The 20,447-nt window shown below is 72.7% G+C and carries 15 protein-coding genes; 8 read left to right on the plus strand and 7 right to left on the minus strand.

What is annotated here, in order from left to right; genetic code table 11:
* Positions 1-69: 69 nt before the first annotated feature.
* Together repB and repA are read right to left on the minus strand one after the other, a co-directional pair.
* Positions 70-1,149: a plasmid partitioning protein RepB gene (gene repB, locus HPY23_RS09930; RefSeq protein ID WP_091885714.1), complete on the minus strand. Its 1,080-nt coding sequence runs from the start codon at positions 1,147-1,149 to the stop codon at positions 70-72.
* Entirely contained in the window at positions 1,146-2,375 is a 1,230-nt protein-coding gene (repA, locus tag HPY23_RS09935) for a plasmid partitioning protein RepA (protein ID WP_060850789.1), read from the minus strand. The genes repB and repA overlap by 4 nt, the downstream gene beginning before the upstream one ends.
* A 392-nt stretch (positions 2,376-2,767) precedes the next feature.
* On the opposite strand from repA, the gene HPY23_RS09940 reads away from it, so the two are divergent.
* From HPY23_RS09940 to HPY23_RS09960, 5 genes are all read left to right on the plus strand, one after another.
* A complete protein-coding gene (locus HPY23_RS09940) occupies positions 2,768-3,022 on the plus strand; it encodes an acyl carrier protein (RefSeq protein WP_060850790.1) in 255 nt (84 codons plus the stop codon).
* Positions 3,019-4,260, plus strand: a complete 1,242-nt coding sequence (locus HPY23_RS09945) for an acyl-CoA dehydrogenase family protein (RefSeq protein WP_413231125.1) — start codon at positions 3,019-3,021, stop codon at positions 4,258-4,260. The genes HPY23_RS09940 and HPY23_RS09945 overlap by 4 nt, the downstream gene beginning before the upstream one ends.
* The gene (locus tag HPY23_RS09950; protein ID WP_091885717.1) at positions 4,260-5,249 is read left to right on the plus strand and encodes an amino acid--[acyl-carrier-protein] ligase; all 990 of its coding nucleotides are present in this window, start codon (positions 4,260-4,262) and stop codon (positions 5,247-5,249) included. Before HPY23_RS09945 ends, HPY23_RS09950 begins: the two co-directional genes overlap by 1 nt.
* Before the next feature lie 8 nt (positions 5,250-5,257).
* Entirely contained in the window at positions 5,258-6,235 is a 978-nt protein-coding gene (locus HPY23_RS09955) for a DUF1839 family protein (RefSeq protein WP_091885721.1), read from the plus strand.
* 205 nt (positions 6,236-6,440) lie between these two features.
* Positions 6,441-8,870, plus strand: coding sequence for a glycosyl hydrolase 2 galactose-binding domain-containing protein (locus HPY23_RS09960; RefSeq protein ID WP_091885723.1), 2,430 nt, complete (start codon positions 6,441-6,443; stop codon positions 8,868-8,870).
* A 49-nt stretch (positions 8,871-8,919) separates the two neighbouring features.
* Here the strand turns inward: HPY23_RS09960 and HPY23_RS09965 are convergent, their stop codons facing one another.
* On the minus strand, positions 8,920-9,528 hold the full coding sequence (locus HPY23_RS09965) for a TetR/AcrR family transcriptional regulator (protein ID WP_091885726.1): 609 nt from the start codon (positions 9,526-9,528) through the stop codon (positions 8,920-8,922).
* A gap of 94 nt (positions 9,529-9,622) precedes the next feature.
* Here HPY23_RS09965 and HPY23_RS09970 point away from each other — a divergent pair, with 94 nt between their 5' ends.
* Positions 9,623-10,570 carry an alpha/beta fold hydrolase gene (locus HPY23_RS09970; protein ID WP_060850794.1) on the plus strand — a complete coding sequence of 316 codons (948 nt, stop codon included), beginning with the start codon at positions 9,623-9,625 and terminating at the stop codon, positions 10,568-10,570.
* Between the two features lie 196 nt (positions 10,571-10,766).
* On the opposite strand, the gene HPY23_RS09975 is transcribed toward HPY23_RS09970, so the two are convergent.
* Together HPY23_RS09975 and HPY23_RS09980 are read right to left on the minus strand one after the other, a co-directional pair.
* Positions 10,767-13,106 (minus strand): PAS domain S-box protein, encoded by a 2,340-nt coding sequence (locus HPY23_RS09975; RefSeq protein WP_060850795.1) that lies wholly within the window; start codon positions 13,104-13,106, stop codon positions 10,767-10,769.
* A 98-nt stretch (positions 13,107-13,204) separates the two neighbouring features.
* Positions 13,205-13,648 carry a DUF1236 domain-containing protein gene (locus HPY23_RS09980; protein ID WP_091885729.1) on the minus strand — a complete coding sequence of 148 codons (444 nt, stop codon included), beginning with the start codon at positions 13,646-13,648 and terminating at the stop codon, positions 13,205-13,207.
* Positions 13,649-13,938: 290 nt separating this feature from the next.
* On the opposite strand from HPY23_RS09980, the gene HPY23_RS09985 reads away from it, so the two are divergent.
* On the plus strand, positions 13,939-15,018 hold the full coding sequence (locus HPY23_RS09985; protein ID WP_091885938.1) for a replication initiator protein A: 1,080 nt from the start codon (positions 13,939-13,941) through the stop codon (positions 15,016-15,018).
* Positions 15,019-16,243: 1,225 nt separating this feature from the next.
* On the opposite strand, the gene hutU is transcribed toward HPY23_RS09985, so the two are convergent.
* Both hutU and hutI read right to left on the minus strand, forming a co-directional pair.
* Entirely contained in the window at positions 16,244-17,908 is a 1,665-nt protein-coding gene (hutU, locus tag HPY23_RS09990; RefSeq protein ID WP_091885732.1) for a urocanate hydratase, read from the minus strand.
* A 52-nt stretch (positions 17,909-17,960) separates the two neighbouring features.
* Complete coding sequence (gene hutI, locus HPY23_RS09995) at positions 17,961-19,184, minus strand: imidazolonepropionase (protein ID WP_091885736.1); 1,224 nt, start codon at positions 19,182-19,184, stop codon at positions 17,961-17,963.
* 136 nt (positions 19,185-19,320) lie between these two features.
* Here hutI and HPY23_RS10000 point away from each other — a divergent pair.
* A partial coding sequence (locus HPY23_RS10000) for a formimidoylglutamate deiminase (RefSeq protein ID WP_200601741.1) occupies positions 19,321-20,447 on the plus strand: 1,127 nt, incomplete at its 3' end.

Genomic DNA, 20,447 nt, shown 5'->3' on the forward strand with positions numbered 1-20,447 from the left:
GAATGTCGGGCGGGACCGGTGAGGCATCGTCGCGCCCGTGCGATGGTTCCCTTGCGTCGGCGGTTCCTGTCAGGGCTTGGCGCGGCCGGCCCGGTAGGCGGCCAGGATCTCCGGCAGCCGGTCGAGGACGTAGTCGGCGAGGCCCGGCTCGACGGTCTCGTCGAAGGACAGGGCGACCCGATCCGGGCGGCGCTCGATCCGGGCGATGCCGCGGCCGGCCTCGTCGCTCCAGACCTGCGGAGCCGGTTTCGGGGCCGCCGGGGGGGCGAGCGCGTGCAGCACGGCCGCGAAGCGCTCGTTCGTCGGCGTCCCGGCGAGGGCCGGATCGGCGATGAGCCCGGCGATCCGCTTCGGGCTCGCCGCCCGGATCCGCTCGGCGAGCAGCATCCAGCGCGGCCGCCCGGCGGCGGGCGCCGGGCCGATCGCCCGGACGACGTCGGCCGGCACCGTGCGGGCGACCGAGATCAGGGTCGAGAGGTCGCCCTTGCCGACGCCCATCGCGGCGATGATCGTGGCGCGGGAAAAACCGTGCTCCTCGAGCCGCAGCGCGAAGAACGCCCGCTCGATGTAGCTGAGGTCCTGCCGCTCCAGGTTCTCCTTGCCCTGGGCCACCACCAGTTCGGCGTCCGAGAGCGGGCGCACCACGGCGCGGACCGGCCGGGCGAGGCGGCGCGCCGCCTGGATGCGGCGGCGGCCGTAGGCGACCTGGAACCGGTCCGGGTCGGCGGGGTGGGGGCGCACCAGGATCGGCACCTGCTGGCCGCTCTCGCGGATGCTCTCGACCAGGGCCGCCAGGCCCGGATCGGTCGCGTCCGCCACCCGGTCGGCGATGAAGGAATCGTCGATCCGCTCCGGGGCGATCTCGACGACGACCGTGCCGGCCTCGATCTCGGCGGCGGCGTCGGCCCGGGCGGCGAGCCCGCGCAGCGTGCTGCTCATCGCCCGCACCGCGCCGCTGCGGCTGCGCTCCGGCGAGCGGGAGGCCGGGTTTGCAGCTGCGAACTCGGGCTCGGCCGGGGTCGGGTTTGCAGCTGCAAACGGCTCGGGCGCCGGCGGGGCGGCGGCCGGCTCGGCCGCGGGCGGCGGGACGGCCGGCTTCGGAGCCGGGCGGGCGCCGAACAGCGCGTCGAGGTTCGACTTGCGGCTCATGGGCGGCCCCAGGCACGGCGGATCAGGCCCTCGATCTCGCCGTTGACCGCCTCGAGGGATTCGAGCGCCCGGTCATAGGTCGAGCGGGTCACGCCCTCGCGGCCGATCTCGTACAGGGTCTGCTTCGACAGGCCGGCATCCGACACGGCGGAGGACTTGAGCATCGGCGCGGTCAGCACCGCGTCCTCGAACAAGGTGCGCAGCATCCCGACGATGCGGGTCTGGGGCGCGTCCTGCTGCTCGTAGCGGGTCACGAGGTAGCGCAGCCAGTCGTAGTGCAGCCGCCCGCCGGATTCCGCCACCACGCCGAGCAGGTCCTCGGTCATCGCCAGGAACTGGCTCATCGAGGCGACGTCGAGCATCTGCGGATGCACGGTGATGAGCAGCGAGGTCGCGGCGCAGAGCGCCGAGAGGGTGAGGTAGCCGAGCTGGGGCGGGCAATCGATGACGACGATGTCGTAATCCTGCGCCACCGTGTCGATGGCGTGGGCCACCCGGTCGAAGAACAGCGGCTCGCCGGCCCGGCGGCGGGTCAGCGCCCGCGGCGTCTCGTGCTCGAACTCCATCAGCTCGAGGTTGGCGGGCACGAGGTCGAGGCCGGTGAAGTAGGTCGGGCGCACGACCTCGCGCAGCGGCTTGGCGTCGTCGTAGCGGATCGCGCCGTACAAGGTCTCGTCGGCGCCGACGTCGAGCTCGGGCTGCACGCCCATCAGGGCGGAGAGGCTGGCCTGGGGATCGAGGTCGATGGCGAGCACCCGGTAGCCGCGCAGGACCAGGGACTGGGCGAGGTGGGCGGTGGTGGTGGTCTTGCCCGAGCCGCCCTTGAAGTTCGCCACCGCGACGACCTGGAGGTGCTCGGCGCCGCTGCGCCGCGGCTGGTAGCGCCGGCCGCCCCGGGTGTTCTCGTCCAGGTAGGCGCGCAGGCCGTGGATGTCGGACAGCGTGTAGGAGCGGCGGCCGTTCGCCGACACCTCGGGCTGCGGCCCGAGCCCCTCGGCGGCGAGCTGCTGGAGGCGCGACACCGTCACGCCGATGATCCGGGCCGCCTCCGCCGAGGTGAAGCGGCGCAGGCCCTTGGCGGCGGTGGGCGGAAACAGCCCGGAGGAGATCGCCTGCAGTTGCGCCCGGAGCGTCGCCGCGTGGGCGCCGATCGTCGCCGCGGGCGCGACTTGCGCGGAAGCGACTTGAGCGGGGGCAGGGGAGTGGGGCGGCGTGTGCTGATTCATCCGCGCGGGCCATGTTTGCAGAAAATTCGCCGGTTCGGCGCTCGAACTGCAATTCGCCGGTTTTCGACCGATTCGCAATCGGGGCCGCCAAACCGGCGCAAGCCCCGCGCAAGCCTGGCGCGACAGCGGCCTCGCTGCGCCGACGCTCCGCGGGGCGAGAGGCAATTCCGTAAGCTTGACGCGATGTCCACCCTGTCGCCCCGTCGGCGCTTCGCCAGCCGTTAAGCTGTGCCGAGTTGAATACCCGTGCCAGATCGGATCAATCACCCGCTCCGCAATGGAGCAGGTAATTCTCAAAAATAGACATGTAAAAATTTACCAAGATTTAGGCGAAAGATTGCAATTTCAACTGCGGGATGGGATCCTGCGCCAAGCAGAGAAGGTGGAGCCCCATGGTCGAAATCTCCGACATTCGTGACGTGCTGAAGTCGCTGGAATCCCTCAAGGGCGTGGTCGACACCCTGGCGGACGACGACGACCTGTTCGAGAAGGGCCTCGATTCCTTCGGCTCCGTGCAGCTGATGCTGGCCCTCGAGGAGCGGTTCGACATCGAGTTCCCGGACTCGGCGCTCGGCCGGCGCTCGTTCTCGACCATCCGGATCATCCGGGACACCGTCGCGGGCCTGCGTCAGCAGGAGGCCGCATGAACATGCATGTCGAGGTCGCGGCGACGGTGCCCGGTGCGGCACCCGTCGCGACGGACGCACCGGCGGGCGCCCTCGATGCGCGCGCCAAGCGCGCCGCGGACATCGCCGCCAGCCACGCCGACGCGGTCGACCGCGAGGGCCGCTTTCCGGCCGAAGCCGTGGCGGCGCTCAAGGCCGAGCGCCTGCTCGGCATCCAGGTGCCCGCCTCGCTCGGAGGGGAGGGGGCCTCGATGAGCGAGATCGCCGAGCTCTGCGCCGTTCTCGGCCGCGCCTGCTCGGCCGCCGCGATGGTGTTCGCCATGCACCACATCAAGCTCGCGAGCCTCGTCACCCACGGGGTCGACAGCACCTGGCATCGCGGCCTGATGCAGCGGATCGCCGGCGAGCAGATGCTGATCGCCTCCTCGACCACCGAGGCCGGCATCGGCGGCGATCTCCGCAACAGTCTCTGCGCCGTCGAGGCCGAGGGGACGGGAGACGGCGACACCTTCCGGCTGACCAAGGAGGCCAGCGTCATCTCGTACGGCGCGCAGGCCGACCTGATCCTCGCCACCGCCCGCCGCCACAAGGAGGCCGCGACCTCCGACCAGGTGCTGGTGGCGCTGCTCGCCGACCAGATCACGCTGGAGCGCACCAGCACCTGGGACACGCTCGGCATGCGCGGCACCTGCAGCGACGGCTTCCTGCTCAAGGCCGAGGGCCTGCCCGTTGTCCAGGTGCTGCAGAAGCCCTTCGCGGAGATCGCCGCGCAGTCGATGCTCGCCGCCTCGCACCTGCTGTGGGGCAGCGTGTGGTTCGGGATCGCGTCTTACGCGGTCGACCGCGCCCGCGCCTTCGTGCAGGCCGAGGCGCGCAAGAAGCCGGGCCAGGTGCCCCCGGGCGCGCTGCGGCTGGCGGAAGCCGCCAACGAGCTCCAGGCGATGAGGAGCACGGTGGTCGCCGGGCTCGCCCGCTACGAGGCCGCCAAGGGCGACCCCGACGCCCTGAGCGCCATCGGCTTCTCGATCATGCTCAACAACGTCAAGACCACGGTGTCGGCCCAGGCCGTCGACATCGTCCAGCGCGCCCTCTCGGTGGTGGGCCTCGCCGGCTACAAGAACGGCACCCCGTTCAGCCTCGGCCGGCAGCTGCGCGACGTCCTCTCGGCGCCGCTGATGATCAACAACGACCGCATCCTCTCCAACACCGCCAACCTTCTGCTGGTGCAGAAGGGCAGCGGCAAGCTCCTGAGCGCGTGATGGACCAGAGCCTCTCCTCCGATCGTCTCCCCGTCGATCTCCTGCCCGCCGACGAGGCGCTGGCCGACGGCCTTCCCGAGGCCGCCGCGCCACGCTCGTTCCTCGACCGCCTGTTCGACCGCGGGCTCCTGATCCGCACCGGGGTCGACGGGCTCTACGGCCGCTCCGGCGCCTTCGAGAGCGTGGTCGAGGCCCTCGACCGGCTGGTCTCGCGCATCGGCGCGGCCGACGGCGCCGAGGCCCTTCGCTTTCCCCCCGGCATGGCCCGGTCGAGCTTCGAGCGCAGCGGCTACCTCAAGGGCTTCCCGCACCTCGCCGGCACGGTGCACAGCTTCTGCGGCAACGAGGCGGACCACGCCCGCCTGCTCGCCTGCCTCGATGCCGGCGAGGACTGGACCGCCAAGCAGGCCGCGACCGACATCGTCCTGACGCCGGCCGCCTGCTACCCGCTCTACCCGGTCGCCGCCGCCCGCGGCCGGCTGCCCGAGGGCGGGCTCTTGTTCGACCTGCAATCCTACTGCTTCCGGCACGAGCCCTCGCTGGAGCCGACCCGGATGCAGCTCTTCCGCATGCGCGAATACGTCCGCATGGGCACGCCCGAGCAGGTGCTGGCCTTCCGCGAGCTGTGGCTCGAGCGCGGCACCACGATGATGCGCGACCTCGGGCTGCCGCTCGCCATCGATCCGGCCAACGATCCGTTCTTCGGCCGCGCCGGCAAGATGCTCGCCAACAACCAGCGCGCCCAGGCGCTGAAGTTCGAGCTGAACGTGCCGGTCAACAGCGAGGACAAGCCGACCGCCTGCCTCAGCTTCAACTACCACCAGGACCATTTCGGCACGACCTGGGGCATCGAGCAGGCCGACGGCACCACCGCCCACACGGCCTGCGTCGGGTTCGGGCTGGAGCGGATCACCCTCGCGCTCCTGCGCCACCACGGCCTCGACCTCGACGCCTGGCCGGCGGAGGTCCGCGCCCAGCTCTTCGGCTGAGGCCAGGGATGTCGGCCGCCCTCGCTCTCTCCCTCGACGCGCCGCGGACGGAGACGTCCGCGGCCCCCCACACGCTCCACGCCCCCGACCGGACCTGGCCGGAGACGAACTGCTACGTCGATCTCTGGATCGAGCTCCTGCACCTGCGGGGGCTCGAGCCCGAGGCGATGCTGGGCTTCACCCTGCGCCAGGATTTCGAGGGCGACCAGTTCACCTTCTTCAAGCCGAAGGCCGCCGACCTCGAAGCGCTGTACGGCCTGGAGATCCTGGAGCTCGCGCTCTACGAGGACCTGGAGAGCCATGCGCGGGTCCAGGCGGGGCGCGGCCTGCCCGTGCTGGTCGAGGTCAACGCGTTCTTCCTGCCCGACACCGCCGGCACCACCTACCGGCGCGAGGCCTCGAAGACCACGATCGGGATCCTCGCCCTCGACCCGCGGGAGCGCCGGCTCGACTACCTCCACAATGCCGGTTGTTTCGCGCTTTCAGGCGAGGATTACGACGGCATCTTCGCCCGCGGCGAACTCCTGCCCTATGCCGAGTTCGTGAAGCCCTGCGGCCCGGCCCTGGCGGGACCGGAACTCGCGGGCGCCGCCCTGGCGCTGCTGCGCCGGCACCGCGCCCATGCGCCGAGCACCAATCCGGTCACGGCCTTTCGCGCGGCGCTGGCGGGCAAGGACGACACCTTCGTGCAGCGCCCGCTCTCGGCCTTCCACGCCTACGCCTTCAACACCACGCGCCAGCTCGGGGCGAATTTCGAGCTCCTCGGCAGCCACCTCGCCTGGCTGACGGCGCAAGGGACGGGGCCGTTCGGCGAGGCGGCGGAGGCGGCGACGCGCCTGTCGCAGGAGGCCAAGGCCTTCCAGTTCCAGCTCGCCCGCGCCTATGCCCGCGGCAAGCTCGCCGGGCTGCCCGAGCGGCTCGCCGGCGCCGAGGCGACCTACGCGGCGGTGTTCCAGGCCCTGGATCGGGCGCTGGCGGCGGGGTGACGCGCGCGATCGGCGGATCGGGCCGATCCGAGACCGCGCAGCGGAGCCCGACAGACCGAGAGTGCCATCCGGCGAACGAGAAGGGTGCGGGTTGCCTCCTCTCCCCGCCCGCAGGGAGAGGGGGAAGCCCGCGCCCTCCTTCCCCCGTCCTGACGGGGAGCGTTTCGGCGCCTTCGAACACGCGAAAACAGCCTCCGGGGACACCATGGCCGTTCTGCGCACCGTCGACCGGGCCCTCGACGGCCCGTGGGAGATGATCGTCACCGCCCCCGGCGCCTGCACGCACCCGGGCGACATCGACGGGCTGTCGGGCTTCATCGCGGCTCCGGTCCCCGGCACCGCCGCCGGCGCGTTGCGCGCCGCCGGGCTGTGGTCGGACGCGGCGCCGACGCCGCTGCACGGCTCCGACGTCTGGTACCGCACGGCGGTGGAGGGCCACGGCCGCGAGATCCTGCGCTTCGAGGGTCTCGCGACCCTGTGCGAGGTCTGGCTCGACGGGGAGCTTCGTCTCACCTCCCGCTCGATGTTCCTCGCCCACGAGATCGCGGTCGACCTCGACGGCACCCATACCCTCGCGCTCGCCTTCCGGTCGCTCGCCCGGGATCTCGCCCGGCCGCACAAGCGCGGCCGCTGGCGGCCGCAGCTCGCCACCCCGGGCTCTCTGCGCCACGCCCGCACCACGCTGCTCGGCTTCATGCCGGGCTGGTGCCCGGGCGTCGAGGCGGTGGGCCCCTACCGGCCGGTCACCCGGAGAGGGGAGGGGGACCGCCCCACCGCCATCGACCTGCGAACCAGCGTCGCGGACGGGACCGGGAGCCTCACCGCCCGCTTCGACCTCCCCGGCGCCGCCGGTCCGGTCATCCTGCGCTGCGACGGCCGGGCGACCGTCCTCGCGGAGACCGCCCACGGCCGGTTCGAGGGCCGGCTCGACCTGCCCGGCATCGCCCTGTGGTGGCCGCACACCCACGGCGAGCCGCGGCTGCACGCCGTCACGGCCGAGGCCGAGGGGCGGAGCTTCGAACTCGGCCGGGTCGGATTCCGCACGATCACGATGCGGCGCCCCTTCGCGGAGGGCCTGAGCCTCGTGGTCAACGGCGTACCGGTCTTCTGCCGCGGCGCCTGCTGGACCCCGCCCGACCTCGTCGGGCTGCCGGGCGAGCGCGCGGCCTACGCACCGCTCCTGGCGCTCGCCGTCGAGGCCGGCATGACCATGCTGCGGGTCGGCGGCACGATGCTGTACGAGGCGACGGCCTTCCACGACCTCTGCGACGAGCTCGGCCTCCTGGTCTGGCAGGACCTGATGCTGGCCAATTTCGACTATCCGGTCGACGACCCGGCCTTCCGGTCGGCCCTCGAATCGGAGATCGGCCAGCTCCTCGACCGGCTCCAGGCCTCGCCCTCGCTCTGCGTCGTCGGCGGCGGCAGCGAGGTCGAGCAGCAGGCCGCGATGCTGGGGTTTCCGGAAGCCGTCTGGCACGCCACCGCGGTGGAAGCGATGCTGCGCGAGGCGGCGGCCGCGCGCCGGCCCGACCTCGTCGTGGTGCCGAACTCGCCCTCGGGCGGCGACCTGCCGTTCTCCACGAATGCCGGCGTGACCCACTATTACGGGGTCGGCGCCTATCTCCGCCCGTTCGAGGATGCCCGCCGGGCCGAGGTGCGCTTCGCCTCCGAGTGCCTGGCCTTCGCCAACGTGCCGGAGCCCGCCTCGCTCACGCAAGCCCGCCTCGCCGATCCGCGCGATCCGGCCTGGGCCCTCGGCGTGCCGCGCGACCGCGGCGCCGACTGGGATTTCGAGGGCGTGCGCGACCATTACGTCGGCGCCCTCTACGGCCTCGATCCGGGCCGCCTGCGCGGCGACGACCCGGAGCGCTACCTGGTGCTCGGCCGCGCGGCGGTCGCCGAGTTGATGGAGGCGACCTTCGCCGAGTGGCGGCGCACCGGCTCGGTCACCGCCGGCGGCCTGGTCTGGCTCTGGCGCGACCTCGCGCCGGGCGCGGGCTGGGGCGTGGTCGACGTCGCCGGGCGGCCGAAATCGGCCTGGTACGCCCTGAAGCGCGCCTTCCGGCCGGTCCAGGCGCTCCTCACCGACGAGGGCCTGAACGGCCTCCACGCCCACCTGCTGAACGAGACCGCCGAGCCGGTCGACGCCGTCCTGACGCTCACCTTCGCCACCGGCGCCGGCAAGGTCGCCGCCAGGGCCGAGCGGGCGGTGTCCCTGGCGCCCCGCTCCGCGCTCGCCCTGTCCTCGGCCGCGCTGCTCGGCCGCTTCTTCGACGCCACCGCCGCCTACCGCTTCGGCCCGGCGGCGCACGACCTCGCGCATCTGCGGCTCGGCCGCCCCGACGGCACGGTGCTGGCCGACGCCTTCCACTTCCCGGCCGGGCGGGCCGCCGCTCCCCGGGAGATCGGGCTCTCGGCGGAGCTGGTCGAGGGCGGGACCGGCGCCGCGCTGCGGATCGCGACGGACCATCACGCGCTGTCGGTCCATATCGGCCTCGACGGGGAGGGGAGGCCGGCGGACAACTGGTTTCACCTCGCGCCGGGCAGCGAGCGCCTGATCGCGCTGCACGCGACGGCGGGACGGCCGAGCGGCACGGTGCGGGCGGTGAACGGGACCGAGACGGTCCGGTTCTGAGCGCCGGGACGGCGGCGCGCGTCGGCAAGGGCGGGCCTGCGCGCCCCGGTCACGCCCCTGCGGCCGCGCGCGCCGCGACACCCGCGACGACCTCCTCGACGATTTCTTGAAGGTCCTCCCGGGACGCCCCGTCGCGGGCCTGGATCGAGATCCCCTGCATCGCGGCGCTCAGGTGCCGGGCCAGCCGCTCGGCCCGATCGGGCGGCGCGAAGGCGGCGAGCGACTGCGCGATCCGCCGCCGGAGGGCCTCCCGCCGCTCGCCGGCCTCGCGGGCGAGCGCGGCGTGATCCGGGTGGCAGGCGACGAGGCCGCTCGACACCATGCAGCCCCGCTCCCGCTCGCGGTGCGTGACCGCCGCCACGGCCCCTTCGAGCAGCAGGCGCACCGCCTCCGGCAACGATCCCGCCGCCGCGACGGCGGAGAGATCCAGGCGCCCCGGCATCTCCTCGTAGCGGGCCAGCGCGGCCCGGTAGAGGCCGGCCTTGCTGCCGAACGCCGCGTAGAGGCTCGGCGGCGCGATCCCGATCGCCTTCGTCAGGTCGCCGACGGACACGCCCTCGTAGCCATGACGCCAGAACAGCAGCATCGCGGTCTCCACCGCCGCCTCCCGGTCGAAGCTCCAGGGCCGTCCGCCCGGCCGTCGCGCATCCCGCTGCATCACGCATCCCGTTCCATATCGAACACTAAACAACCGTTGACACCCCGTGTCAAACAGGTTTGATAGCGATCGTTAAAAAACAGGAGACGAGCCCATGCAGCCGACGCGCCGCGCCGCTCTCACCGCCGCTCTCGCCACCATGGCCCTCGGGCCCGGCGCCGCCGGGGCAGCGTCGCCCGCCCGGCCGGCGCAGGCGGCCGGGGACGGCGCCCCGATCCCGGTCCGCTCCAGCGACGGCACGGGGCTGGCCGCGGAGGCGGCGGGGGATCCGGCCGCGCCCGAGATCCTGTTCGTCCACGGGCTCCGGCAGAGCCGGCTGAGCTGGGACCGGCAATTCGCCGATCCGGCCCTTTCGGGCTTCCGGCGGGTGCGCTTCGACCTGCGCGGGCACGGCGACTCGGACAAGCCCGACGCCCTCGACGCCTACGCGGCGGCCGACCTCTGGGCCGACGACGTCGCCGCGGTGATCGCCGCCGCGGGCCTGCGCCGTCCCGTGCTGGTGGGCTGGTCGCTCGGCGGCTACGTGGCCGGGGCCTACCTGCGCAAGTACGGCGGCGCGGGCATCGCCGGGATCAACCTCGTCGATGCCGTGACCCGGTTGTCCCCGGACCTGCTCACGCCGCTCGCCGGCGACTTCACCCGGAGCGCGACCTCGCACGACCTCGGCACGCGCGTCGCCGCGACCGCGGACTTCCTCGCCGCCTGCTTCCACCGGCCGCCGACCGGCCTCGACTGGCAGCGGATGCTCGTCGTCAACGGCATGGCGGCGCGGGCGGCGAACGAGGGCTTCGTCAGGACCGCGACCACCGATCTCGAGCCGGTCTTCGCCGCCTACGACGGCCCGATCCTGCTGACCCACGGGCTCCACGACCGCCTCGTCCGGCTGGCGATGTCCGAGCGGATCGCGGCGCTCGGGCCGGGTCGTCGCCTGTCGGTCTATGCCGAGAGCGGGCACAGCCCGTTCTTCGAAGAACCGGCCCGGTTCGGGGCCGAGCTCGCGGCCTTCGTGCTCGCGGCCGACGGCCCGGCGGTACGGCCGTGACGCCGGCATCGCGGCATCTCTTCCCGGACCTTGCCGCCCTCGCCATGCGGGCCGGCGGCGTCCGCTTCGCCGGGATGCGCGGCGGCTCCGGGCCGCGGCTTTTGCGAAACCGGATTGGTGCGACGAACGCGGCGCCTCATGGGGTTCCGATCGCTCGGCGATTGCTGCGCGATCGCTTCGCGACGCGGAAACCCTGTCACTCCCCGCGCTGCAGCTCCGCCAGCGGCGCCGTCAGGGTGCAGACCGCCCCCTCGGGCGGGTAGTGCATCGCCACCTCGCCGTCGACGGTGCCGGCGAGCCCGCGCTCGATCAGGCGCGAGCCGAAGCCCCGGCGGGCCGGCGGCACCACCCTGGGACCGCCATGCTCCTGCCAGCGCAGGGCGAGGACCGGCGCGTCCGGGCCGTCGATGCGCCAGTCGAGGGTGACGTGGCCTTCGGGCACCCGCAGCGCCCCGTACTTGACCGCGTTGGTGGCGAGTTCGTGCGCCATCAGGGCGAGCGAGAGGGCCGCCCGCGACCCGCACGGCACCGGCGGCCCCGCGAGGCGGAAGCGCCCGGGCCGGCCGTCGTCGTGGATCGCCAGCGCCCCTTCGAGCACCGCCCGCAGGGACGCGCTCTCGCCCTCGCCGGTGAGCAGGAGGTCGTGGGCCTTGCCGAGCGCGATCAGCCGGGCCGCCAGGGCCTCGCGGGCCGCCATCGGGTCGGCCGCGTTGCGCAGGGTCTGCATGGCGATGGCCTGCACCATCGCCAGGGTGTTCTTGAGCCGGTGGCTCAGCTCGCGGTTGAGGATCTCCTGCTGCGCCTCCGCGGCCTTGCGGGCCGAGATGTCGTGGCCCACCGCGGCGAAGCCCTCGAAGGCGCCGCCGGGCCCGCGCAACGCGAACAGGTTGTAGCGGACCGGCACCGCGGCGCCGGTGGCGAGGTTGCGCAGGCGGAAATCGCCGCTCCAGGACCCACCGCTCCAAGACCCACCATAGGCCCCGCCGTCCCGGATCGCCGGCAGGATCGTCGCCTCGGCGAAGGGCAGGTCTTCGGCCGGGAAGAAGTCGGTCAGGCGCATCGCCCGGGCCGCGGCCTCGTCGGCGAGGCCCACCAGGGCGCGGCCGGCCGGATTGACGTAGGCGATCCGCCCTTCCGCATCCGCGATGGCGATGAAGTCGCTCGACTGCTCGGCGACGAGGGCGAGGCGGCGCAGCTGCGCCTCGGCCCGGCGCTGCTCGGTCACGTCGAGGAAGACCGTCACCGCCGCCCGGATCGCCCCGTCCTCGTCGCGCACCGGCGCGCTCGAGACCTCGAGCCGGCGCAGGCCCGTGGCGGCGTTGCGGTAGAGCATCGCCTCGCCGCTCACCACGGTCCCGTCCCGCAGGGCGCGCAGCGACGGATAGTCGTCCGGGGCGTAGGGGCGCCCGTCGGCATGGACGGCGCCGAAGCGCTCGTAGCGGGCGAGGGCCCGCGCGACGAGGCCGTGGCCCAGGATCTCCTCGCCCTTCGCGTTGATGAGGTTCGGCCCGCCCGGCTCGTGCCCGACGACCGAGATGCCGACCGGCGCCTGCCGGAAGACCGATTCGAGCAGGCTGCGCTCGAGGTCGAGCCGGCGCGCGGAGTCGCGCCGGGCGGCCTCCGCGCGCTCGCGCTCGGAGAGGTCGAACATGGCGCCGATCATCCGCACGGCGCGGCCCGCCTCGTCGCGGATCACCGAGCCGCGGTCGAGCACCCGGGCGTAGGAGCCGTCGGCCCGGCGGAAGCGGTACTCGTCGCTCCAGGCGGTTCCGCCCCCGTCGATGACGGCGTGGATCGAGGCGTCGATCCGGGCGCGGTCGTCGGGGTGGATGTGGTCGATCCACCAGGCGCCCGTGGTCGAGCCGGCCTCGGGAGCGTGGCCGTAGGCGGCCTCCAGCGCCTCGTTCCAGAGAACCTGGTCGGCGGAAAAGTCCCAGTCCCAGATCGCGTCGTTGGTGGCCCGCGCCGCGAGGCGGTAGCGCTCCTCGGTGGCCCGCGCCGCCCGGAGCGCCGTCTCGCGATCCGCCGCCACCCGGCGCAGGGCGAGCTGGGTCATCAGCTGGCGCGCCAGCGCCCGCAGGTCGCCGGCCTCGGTCTCGGACAGGCCGTCCGGCCGGGACACGTAGTCGATCACGCAGAGCGTGCCGAGCACCTGCCCCTCCGGCGTGCGCAAGGGCGCGCCGGCATAGAACCGGATGCCGGGCTCGGCGGTGACGAGGGGGTTGGCCCGGGTGCGGGGATCCCGGCTCAGGTCGGGGATGACGAGGAGCGAATCGGGCTGCGCCAGGGCGTGGGCGCAGACCGAGCTGTCGAGATCCGTCTGCGGCCAGGGGAAGCCCGTGCGGGCCTTGAACCACTGCCGGTCGCCGGCGACCAGGCTCACCAGCGCCACCGGCGCGTCGCACAGGCGGCTGGCCAGCCGCACCACGTCGTCGAACCCCCGCTCGGGCAGGGTGTCGAGCACCGCGTAGCCGTCGAGCGCGGCGAGGCGCTCGGGGTCGCAGACGGGGCTCGGCAGGTCGGGGGGGCGGGGCATTCAGGGCCGGCGGGGTGATCCGGCCCCGCTCTTAGCGCGAAGGTGCATGCCCCGTCACCGTCGATCCCCCGTCATCCTGAAGGGATTGCCCTCCGCCTTCAGTCGATCACCTCGACGATCCGGCGGGTGCCGGGCTCGACCAGGACCGGATGGTCGTTGACGATCGTGTAGTTGAGACCCTTGAGGGCGAATTCCGGCGGCACGTCGTAGTAGACGACGCCGTCCGGCGGCAGCACCGTGCCGACCTGCACCGGGCCCGCGAGGCGGAAGGACGGCCGGTGCTCGCCGGCGGCGTAGATGCGGAAGCGCTCGCGCCGGTCGATCCCCAGGATGCTGTTGGCGGTGCCGACCGCGGCCCCGATGGCGCCGCCCACCACCGCGCCCACCGGCCCGGCGATCGCCTCGCCCCGCGTCGCGCCGTCCTGCGCGCCGCGCGCCGTGCCTTGCGCCTGCGCGGCGGCGATGCCGAAGCCGAGGAGGAGGGCGGCGAGGGGCGGGGCGGCGAGGGGCAGGGCGGTAAGGCGGAGGGGGCGAGAAGTCATGACGGGCGGTCTCGGGCGAGCTTGGCTGTTTGAGCGAGAACCGCGCGGCCGCCATTCCGGTTCCCGGACGCGACCGGTCGAGGCGGCGCGCGGCATCCGGATTCGGCGTTAACCGCGATTGAAGAGGATCGGGGACGGAATCGAAAAACCCTGTTTCGTCCACGATTTGGAAGGCGGGCGGGTCCTAGCGTCGCCGGCATGAGACGGAGTGCGGGACGGCATCGCGGCGGGAACGGGACGGCACGGCGCGGGCCGGCGCATCCGGCTGCGGGCCTGACACGGGCGTGACGATGAGCCATCGGCGCAACGACCAGATCGACATGGTGGTGCCCTTCGTGCACTTCCGCGACCAGCGGGAGACGATGGAGCGGCCGTTCTTCTCGATCGCCAAGCAGAAGCGGCTCAAGGAGATCGACTATACGAGCCCCGACGGCTCGGTCTGGGTGCGGGTGCTGCCGAACCAGGCCTACGGCATGGCGACGATCTGGGACGCCGACATCCTGATCTGGGCCGCCTCGACGATCTGCGAGATGAAGAAGCGCGGCCGCAACGACATCCCGCGCAAGCTCCACTTCATGCCCTACGACCTCCTGAAGGGCATCGGCCGCGAGACCGGCGGGCGCCAGTACAAGCTCCTGCGCGACGCGCTGTTTCGCCTGCAATCGACCTCGGTGCGCACCAACATCCGGGCCGAGAAGGCCAAGCGCAAGGAGCGGCAGTTCAGCTGGATCGACGCCTTCGACGACACGATCGACGAGGAGACCAATGCCAGCCGGGGCATGTCGATCACCCTGTCGGACTGGTTCTACGAGGGCGTGCTGATGGAGGGCGGCGTGCTCGCCATCGACCCCACCTACTTCGGCATCACCGGCGGGCGCGAGCGCTGGCTCTACCGCATCGCCCGCAAGCATGCCGGCGGGGCGGGGGAGGGGGGGTTCGCCATCAGCCTGCCGACCCTGTTCGACAAGTCGGGCGCCGAGGGCACCTATCGCCGGTTCAAGTTCGAGATCGCCAAGATCGCCAAAGCCGACGAGCTGCCGGGCTTCGTGCTGCGGATCGAGGACAAGGAGCGCGGCGAGCCGCACCTGCGGATGATCCGCCGCGACCTCGCGAGCGACGAGGTTCTGGCGGCTCCGGCGGAGAAGCCGAAACGCACCCGCAAGCCCAAGGCCGGGGCCGAGCTGCCGCTCTTCCGCCACCTCTCGGACGAGACGATCGCGCTGTGCCGCAAGGCCCATCCGGGCTGGGACGTCTACGGCCTCAAGACCGAGTTCGACCACTGGCTCGAGGGCGACGCGACCCGCGAGCCGAAGAACTACGAGAGCGCCTTCCTGGGCTTCGCCGAGCGGTTCGTGCGCGACGCCCGGTAATCCACAGGCCCCACCGTTCCCGATGTACGGGTCGGCGGGCGGGAGGAGCGGACGGCCCCGAGGGGAAATCCCCGGAATCCCTGTGAATGACTCGGGCCTCGTCGGCACATCGGGAACGCCGCTGGGGCGGATCGGTACTTCGGGAACGGCCCCGTCCCATCGGGAACGCCGGCACGGCACATCGGGGACGCGAGGGCCGGCACAACGGGGACGAATCCTCGGTACATCGGGAACGGCCGACTCGCGTTAAGCTTTTGGGCGAGTTCGCGGAATCGCTGCCGCAGGAGCGCCTAAATCCATAAAGATTCCTGTAACACTCTAAACGGTGCATACTGGGGAAAACCCGGACAGGGAGCGTGGACCCCGAGTCGTGCGCGGCAATCGCGAGTCGAGAGGCGAGTCACAGGGCGTCCACAGGAGTCCACCGGACTCGTCGGAACGAACCGATCGGCCACGGCGTCTGTCGAACCGGGGGAGCCGGGCTGGACTCGACTCGCGTAAGCTTTCCTGTGGGACTCTTCGGGAGGGAGGATCGGGTTCTCGACTCGCGGGACCTCGCATCGTACGAGCGGATGCACGGGATCGGACAGGCCACCGGTCAAAGCGCGAAGGCGAAACGGCGAAGGGCGGCGCCTCGGCGAGCCGTTCGTGAAGTACGCCCTGACGGCGGTCGGTCCGTGTGGCGAGGCCTTGCAGCGGTCGGCCCAGGCAACCGGGCGGATTGGAAGGCTCGATCGCGATGAGGCCGGACCGGCGGAGCGGTACGCAACCGGATGCGAAACGATGCGGCGGAGGCCGACGTACATCGGGGACAGCGGGGACAAGCAGCCGACCGGGCACGAAGCCCTGCACGGTTTCCCCGCAATCCAACCCCTGCACCCGTGGACGAGGCGGACGTCAGAGGGCGGTCCCGGGGATCGCGACGCCGAAATCCAGGAACGGACCGGACCGCGCTGCCGGGACGTCCAGGCGATCGGTTTTCGTGAATACCGGCCCCGTTCCCGAAATACGCCGGGCGTCATCCGGCGCGGACTTGCAGAAAAATCGCCGTTCGGCTGCTCGTGCGACCCAGGATCTCATCCTGAGGGATGGGCAGTTCGACGATCGGCCCAATCCGGCGAACGGCTCCAGCGGAGGTGACAACCGCTGCAGCCGTTCCGCGAGATGGGTCGATGATCGCTCGATCGATTCCCTCAGGGCCCGGGTCGCATGCGCGAAGACGCCCTCACCCGAGCGAGGGCAGGTCCAGCCCATGCTCCCGGGCGCAGGCGACCGCCTCGTCGTAGCCGGCATCGGCGTGGCGCATCACGCCGGTGGCGGGGTCGTTCCACAGGACGCGTTCCAGGCGCCGGTCGGCGTCCTCGCTGCCGTCGCAGACGATGACCATGCCGGAATGCTGCGAAAACCCCATCCCGACGCCGCCGCCGTGGTGCAGCGAGACCCAGGTGGCGCCCGACGCGGTGTTGAGGAGCGCGTTCAGGAGCGGCCAGTCGGAGACCGCGTCCGAGCCGTCGCGCATCGCCTCGGTCTCGCGGTTCGGCGAGGCGACCGAGCCGGAATCGAGGTGGTCGCGGCCGATGACGATCGGGGCCTTCAATTCGCCCTTGCGCACCATCTCGTTGAAGGCCAGCCCGAGGCGGTGGCGGTCTCCGAGGCCGACCCAGCAGATCCGCGCCGGCAGGCCCTGGAACCGGATCTTGTCCCGCGCCATGTCGAGCCAGCGGTGGAGGTGGTGGTTGTCGGGCAGAAGCTCCTTCACCTTGGCGTCGGTCGCGTAGATGTCCTCCGGGTCGCCCGAGAGGGCGCACCAGCGGAACGGCCCGACGCCGCGGCAGAAGAGCGGACGGATATAGGCCGGCACGAAGCCCGGGAAGGCGAAGGCGTCCTCGACCCCTTCTTCCAGCGCCATCTGCCGGATGTTGTTGCCGTAATCGACCACCGGCACGCCGGCGCGGTGGAAATCGAGCATCGCCCGGACGTGCACCGCCATCGAGCGCTTGGCCGCCGCGGCGACCGCGGCCGGATCGGTCTCGCGCCGGGCTTCCCACTCGGCGACCGTCCAGCCCGCCGGCAGGTAGCCGTTGACCGGATCGTGGGCCGAGGTCTGGTCGGTGACGCAATCGGGGCGCACGCCGCGGGCGTAGAGCTCGCCGAACACGTCCGCGGCGTTGCCCAGCAGCGCCACCGAGCGCGGGGTCTTGGTGCGGCGGGATTCCTCGATCAGCTCCAGGGCGTGGTCGAGGTCGCGGGCCTGGACGTCGACGTAGCCGGTGCGCAGCCGGAACTCGATGCGCGAGGCCTGCGCCTCGACCGCCAGGCAGGAGGCCCCCGCCATGGTGGCGGCCAGCGTCTGCGCGCCCCCCATGCCGCCGAGACCCGCGGTGAGGATCCACCGGCCCGACAGGTCGCCGGCGTAGTGCTGGCGGCCCATCTCGACGAAGGTCTCGTAGGTGCCCTGCACGATGCCCTGGCTGCCGATGTAGATCCAGGAACCGGCCGTCATCTGGCCGTACATCATCAGGCCCTTGCGATCGAGCTCGTGGAAATGCTCCCAGGTCGCCCAGTGCGGCACCAGGTTCGAGTTGGCGATCAGCACCCGGGGCGCGTCGGCGTGGGTGCGAAACACGCCCACCGGCTTGCCCGACTGCACCAGCAGGGTCTGGTCGTCGTCGAGATCCTTCAGGGCCGCCACGATGCGGTCGAAGCTCGCCCAGTCCCGCGCCGCCCGGCCAATGCCGCCATAGACCACCAGCTCGCCCGGGCGTTCGGCGACGTCGGGATCGAGGTTGTTCATCAGCATCCGGAGCGGCGCCTCGGTGAGCCAGCTCTTGGCGGTGAGGGTGGCGCCGTGGGGGGCGCGGATGGTGCGGGCGTTGTCGATGCGGCTCATGGGCAGGGGCTCCGGGCGGGAGGGTGGCGTTCGATCGTGGGGTGGCTGGTCCTCATCGCGCTCCGCAGATGCGGGCGTGCAGCGGGTTGAAGCCCATGCGGTAGACGAGCTCGGCCGGCCGCTCGACCGACCACACCGCGAGGTCGGCGCGCTTGCCGGCCTCGAGGGTTCCGACCTCGGACAGGAGGCCGAGGGCGCGGGCGGCCTCGCGGGTCACGCCGGCCAGGCACTCGTCGACGGTGAGGCGAAACAGGGTCGCGGCCATGTTCATGGCGAGCAGCAGCGAGGTCAGCGGCGAGGTGCCCGGATTGGCGTCGGTGGCGACCGCCATCGGAACGCCGTGCTGCCGGAAGAGCCCGACCGGCGGCAGCTTGGTCTCGCGGATGAAGTAGTAGGCGCCGGGCAGGAGCACCGCGACGGTGCCGCTCTTCGCCATGGCGGCGGCGCCGGCTTCGTCGGTATGCTCCAGGTGATCGGCCGAGAGGGCGCCGTGGCGCGCCGCCAGCGCGGCCCCGCCGAGATTCGAGAGCTGGTCGGCATGGAGCTTCACCGGCAGGCCGAGGCTCTCGGCACGCGCGAACACCCGCGCGACCTGGTCGGGCGAGAAGGCGATGCCCTCGCAGAACGCGTCGACCGCATCGACCAGGCCTTCCGCGGCGAGCGCCGGCAGCATCGTGTCGGCGACCTCGGCGATGAACGCGTCCTTGTCGCCGCGAGCCTCCGGCGGCAGGGCGTGGGCGCCGAGGAACGTGGTGCGGATCGAGACCGGCCGCATCCCGGCGAGGCGGCGGGCGGCGCGGAGCGTCTTGCGCTCGCTCGCGAGGTCGAGCCCGTAGCCCGACTTCACCTCGACCGTGGTGACGCCCTCGGCGATCAGCGCGTCGAGCCGCGGCAGGGTCTCGCGCACGAGGTCGTCCTCGCTCGCCTTGCGCAGGGCGGCGACCGACGAGACGATGCCGCCGCCGGCCCGCGCCACCTCCTCGTAGGAGGCCCCGGCGAGCCGCAGCTCGAACTCGTGCGCCCGGTCGCCGGCCCAGACGAGGTGGGTGTGGCAGTCGATCAGCCCCGGGGTGATCCAGCGGCCCTCGCCGTCGACCACCTCGGCGCCCGCCAGCGCCGCCCCCGGCAGCCCGGCCTCGGGCCCGGCATACAGGATGCGGCCGTCGCGGACCGCGAGCGCGCCGCGCTCCACCGCGCCGATCCCGGGGAGCCCGGGCGCGAAGGTGGCGAGCCGGACGTTGCGCCAGACCCGCGGCCCGCCTTCTGTCTCGCTCATGCACGTCTCCCGTGATTCGCGCATATGTATAGACATTATCAGTTCGCTTTGTATAGACATGAATGGACGGAGCGCTGCCGCGCCCGCTCGTCCTCGCCCCCATCCTCGTCCTCGCCCCCATGCAGGAGACGCGCCGATGACCGTGCTGCACGCGAGCCATGCCCTCACCCCCACGGGCTGGCAGGCCGACCTCCGGCTGACCGTGGCCGAGGGGCGGTTCTCGGCGGTCGAGGCCGGTTGCGCCCCGCAGCCCGGCGACACCCGGGTGGCCGTGCTGGTGCCGGGCCTGCCGAACCTCCACAGCCACGCCTTCCAGCGCGGCATGGCCGGGCTCGCCGAGCGGCGCGGCCCCGCCGCCGACACGTTCTGGACCTGGCGCGAGACGATGTACCGTTTCGCCCTGCGGATGAGCCCGGACGAGGCCGAGGCGGTGGCGGCGCAGGCCTATGTCGAGATGCTCGAATCCGGCTTCACCCGGGTCGGCGAGTTCCACTACCTGCACCACGCGCCCGACGGCGCGCCCTACGCCAACGTCGCCGAGATGGCCGAGCGGATCGCCGCGGCGGCCTCCCTCGCGGGCCTGCGCCTCACCCTGCTGCCGGTGCTCTACCGCCGGTCGAATTTCGGCGGCATCGCACCGAACGACGGCCAGCGCCGCTTCGTCTCCGATCTCGATCTCTTCGCCCGCATGGTCGAGGCCTCCCGGGCCGTCGTGGCGGATCTGCCCGGCGCCACCCTGGGCGTCGCGCCCCACAGCCTGCGGGCGGTGACGCCCAACGACCTGACGGCGGCGGTCGCGCTGGCCGACGGCGGGCCGGTCCACATCCACGCCGCCGAGCAGGTGCGGGAGGTCGAGGAGTGCCTGGCCTGGTCCGGCGCGCGCCCGGTGGAGTGGCTCCTCGATCACGCCGGGCTCGATCCGCGCTGGTGCCTGATCCACGCCACCCACATGACGCCCGACGAGACCGCCCGCTTCGCCGGAAGCGGCGCCGTCGCCGGCCTGTGCCCGGTGACCGAGGCGAGCCTCGGCGACGGCATCTTCCCGGCGCCGGACTTCGTCGCGGCGGGCGGACGCTACGGGGTCGGCACCGATTCGAACGTGCTGGTCGGCGCCGCCGACGAGCTGCGCCAGCTCGAATACGCCCAGCGCCTCGGGCACCGCCAGCGCAACGTGCTCGCCGCCCCCGGCGCCTCGACCGGCCGCGCGCTCTTCGACGCGGCGCTCGCCGGCGGCGGCCAGGCCCTGGCCGCGGAGGGCGGCGG

Source organism: Methylobacterium ajmalii (genome assembly GCF_016613415.1).
GTDB classification, from domain to species: Bacteria; Pseudomonadota; Alphaproteobacteria; order Rhizobiales; family Beijerinckiaceae; genus Methylobacterium; species Methylobacterium ajmalii.

What these genes read in the sequence shown, in the direction of transcription:
- repB (WP_091885714.1), bottom strand. Translation starts at nt 1,149, where the DNA reads ATGAGCCGCAAGTCGAACCTCGACGCGCTGTTCGGCGCCCGCCCGGCT.
- repA (WP_060850789.1), bottom strand. Translation starts at nt 2,375, where the DNA reads ATGAATCAGCACACGCCGCCCCACTCCCCTGCCCCCGCTCAAGTCGCT.
- HPY23_RS09940 (WP_060850790.1), top strand. Translation starts at nt 2,768, where the DNA reads ATGGTCGAAATCTCCGACATTCGTGACGTGCTGAAGTCGCTGGAATCC.
- HPY23_RS09945 (WP_413231125.1), top strand. Translation starts at nt 3,019, where the DNA reads ATGAACATGCATGTCGAGGTCGCGGCGACGGTGCCCGGTGCGGCACCC.
- HPY23_RS09950 (WP_091885717.1), top strand. Translation starts at nt 4,260, where the DNA reads ATGGACCAGAGCCTCTCCTCCGATCGTCTCCCCGTCGATCTCCTGCCC.
- HPY23_RS09955 (WP_091885721.1), top strand. Translation starts at nt 5,258, where the DNA reads ATGTCGGCCGCCCTCGCTCTCTCCCTCGACGCGCCGCGGACGGAGACG.
- HPY23_RS09960 (WP_091885723.1), top strand. Translation starts at nt 6,441, where the DNA reads ATGGCCGTTCTGCGCACCGTCGACCGGGCCCTCGACGGCCCGTGGGAG.
- HPY23_RS09965 (WP_091885726.1), bottom strand. Translation starts at nt 9,528, where the DNA reads ATGCAGCGGGATGCGCGACGGCCGGGCGGACGGCCCTGGAGCTTCGAC.
- HPY23_RS09970 (WP_060850794.1), top strand. Translation starts at nt 9,623, where the DNA reads ATGCAGCCGACGCGCCGCGCCGCTCTCACCGCCGCTCTCGCCACCATG.
- HPY23_RS09975 (WP_060850795.1), bottom strand. Translation starts at nt 13,106, where the DNA reads ATGCCCCGCCCCCCCGACCTGCCGAGCCCCGTCTGCGACCCCGAGCGC.
- HPY23_RS09980 (WP_091885729.1), bottom strand. Translation starts at nt 13,648, where the DNA reads ATGACTTCTCGCCCCCTCCGCCTTACCGCCCTGCCCCTCGCCGCCCCG.
- HPY23_RS09985 (WP_091885938.1), top strand. Translation starts at nt 13,939, where the DNA reads ATGAGCCATCGGCGCAACGACCAGATCGACATGGTGGTGCCCTTCGTG.
- hutU (WP_091885732.1), bottom strand. Translation starts at nt 17,908, where the DNA reads ATGAGCCGCATCGACAACGCCCGCACCATCCGCGCCCCCCACGGCGCC.
- hutI (WP_091885736.1), bottom strand. Translation starts at nt 19,184, where the DNA reads ATGAGCGAGACAGAAGGCGGGCCGCGGGTCTGGCGCAACGTCCGGCTC.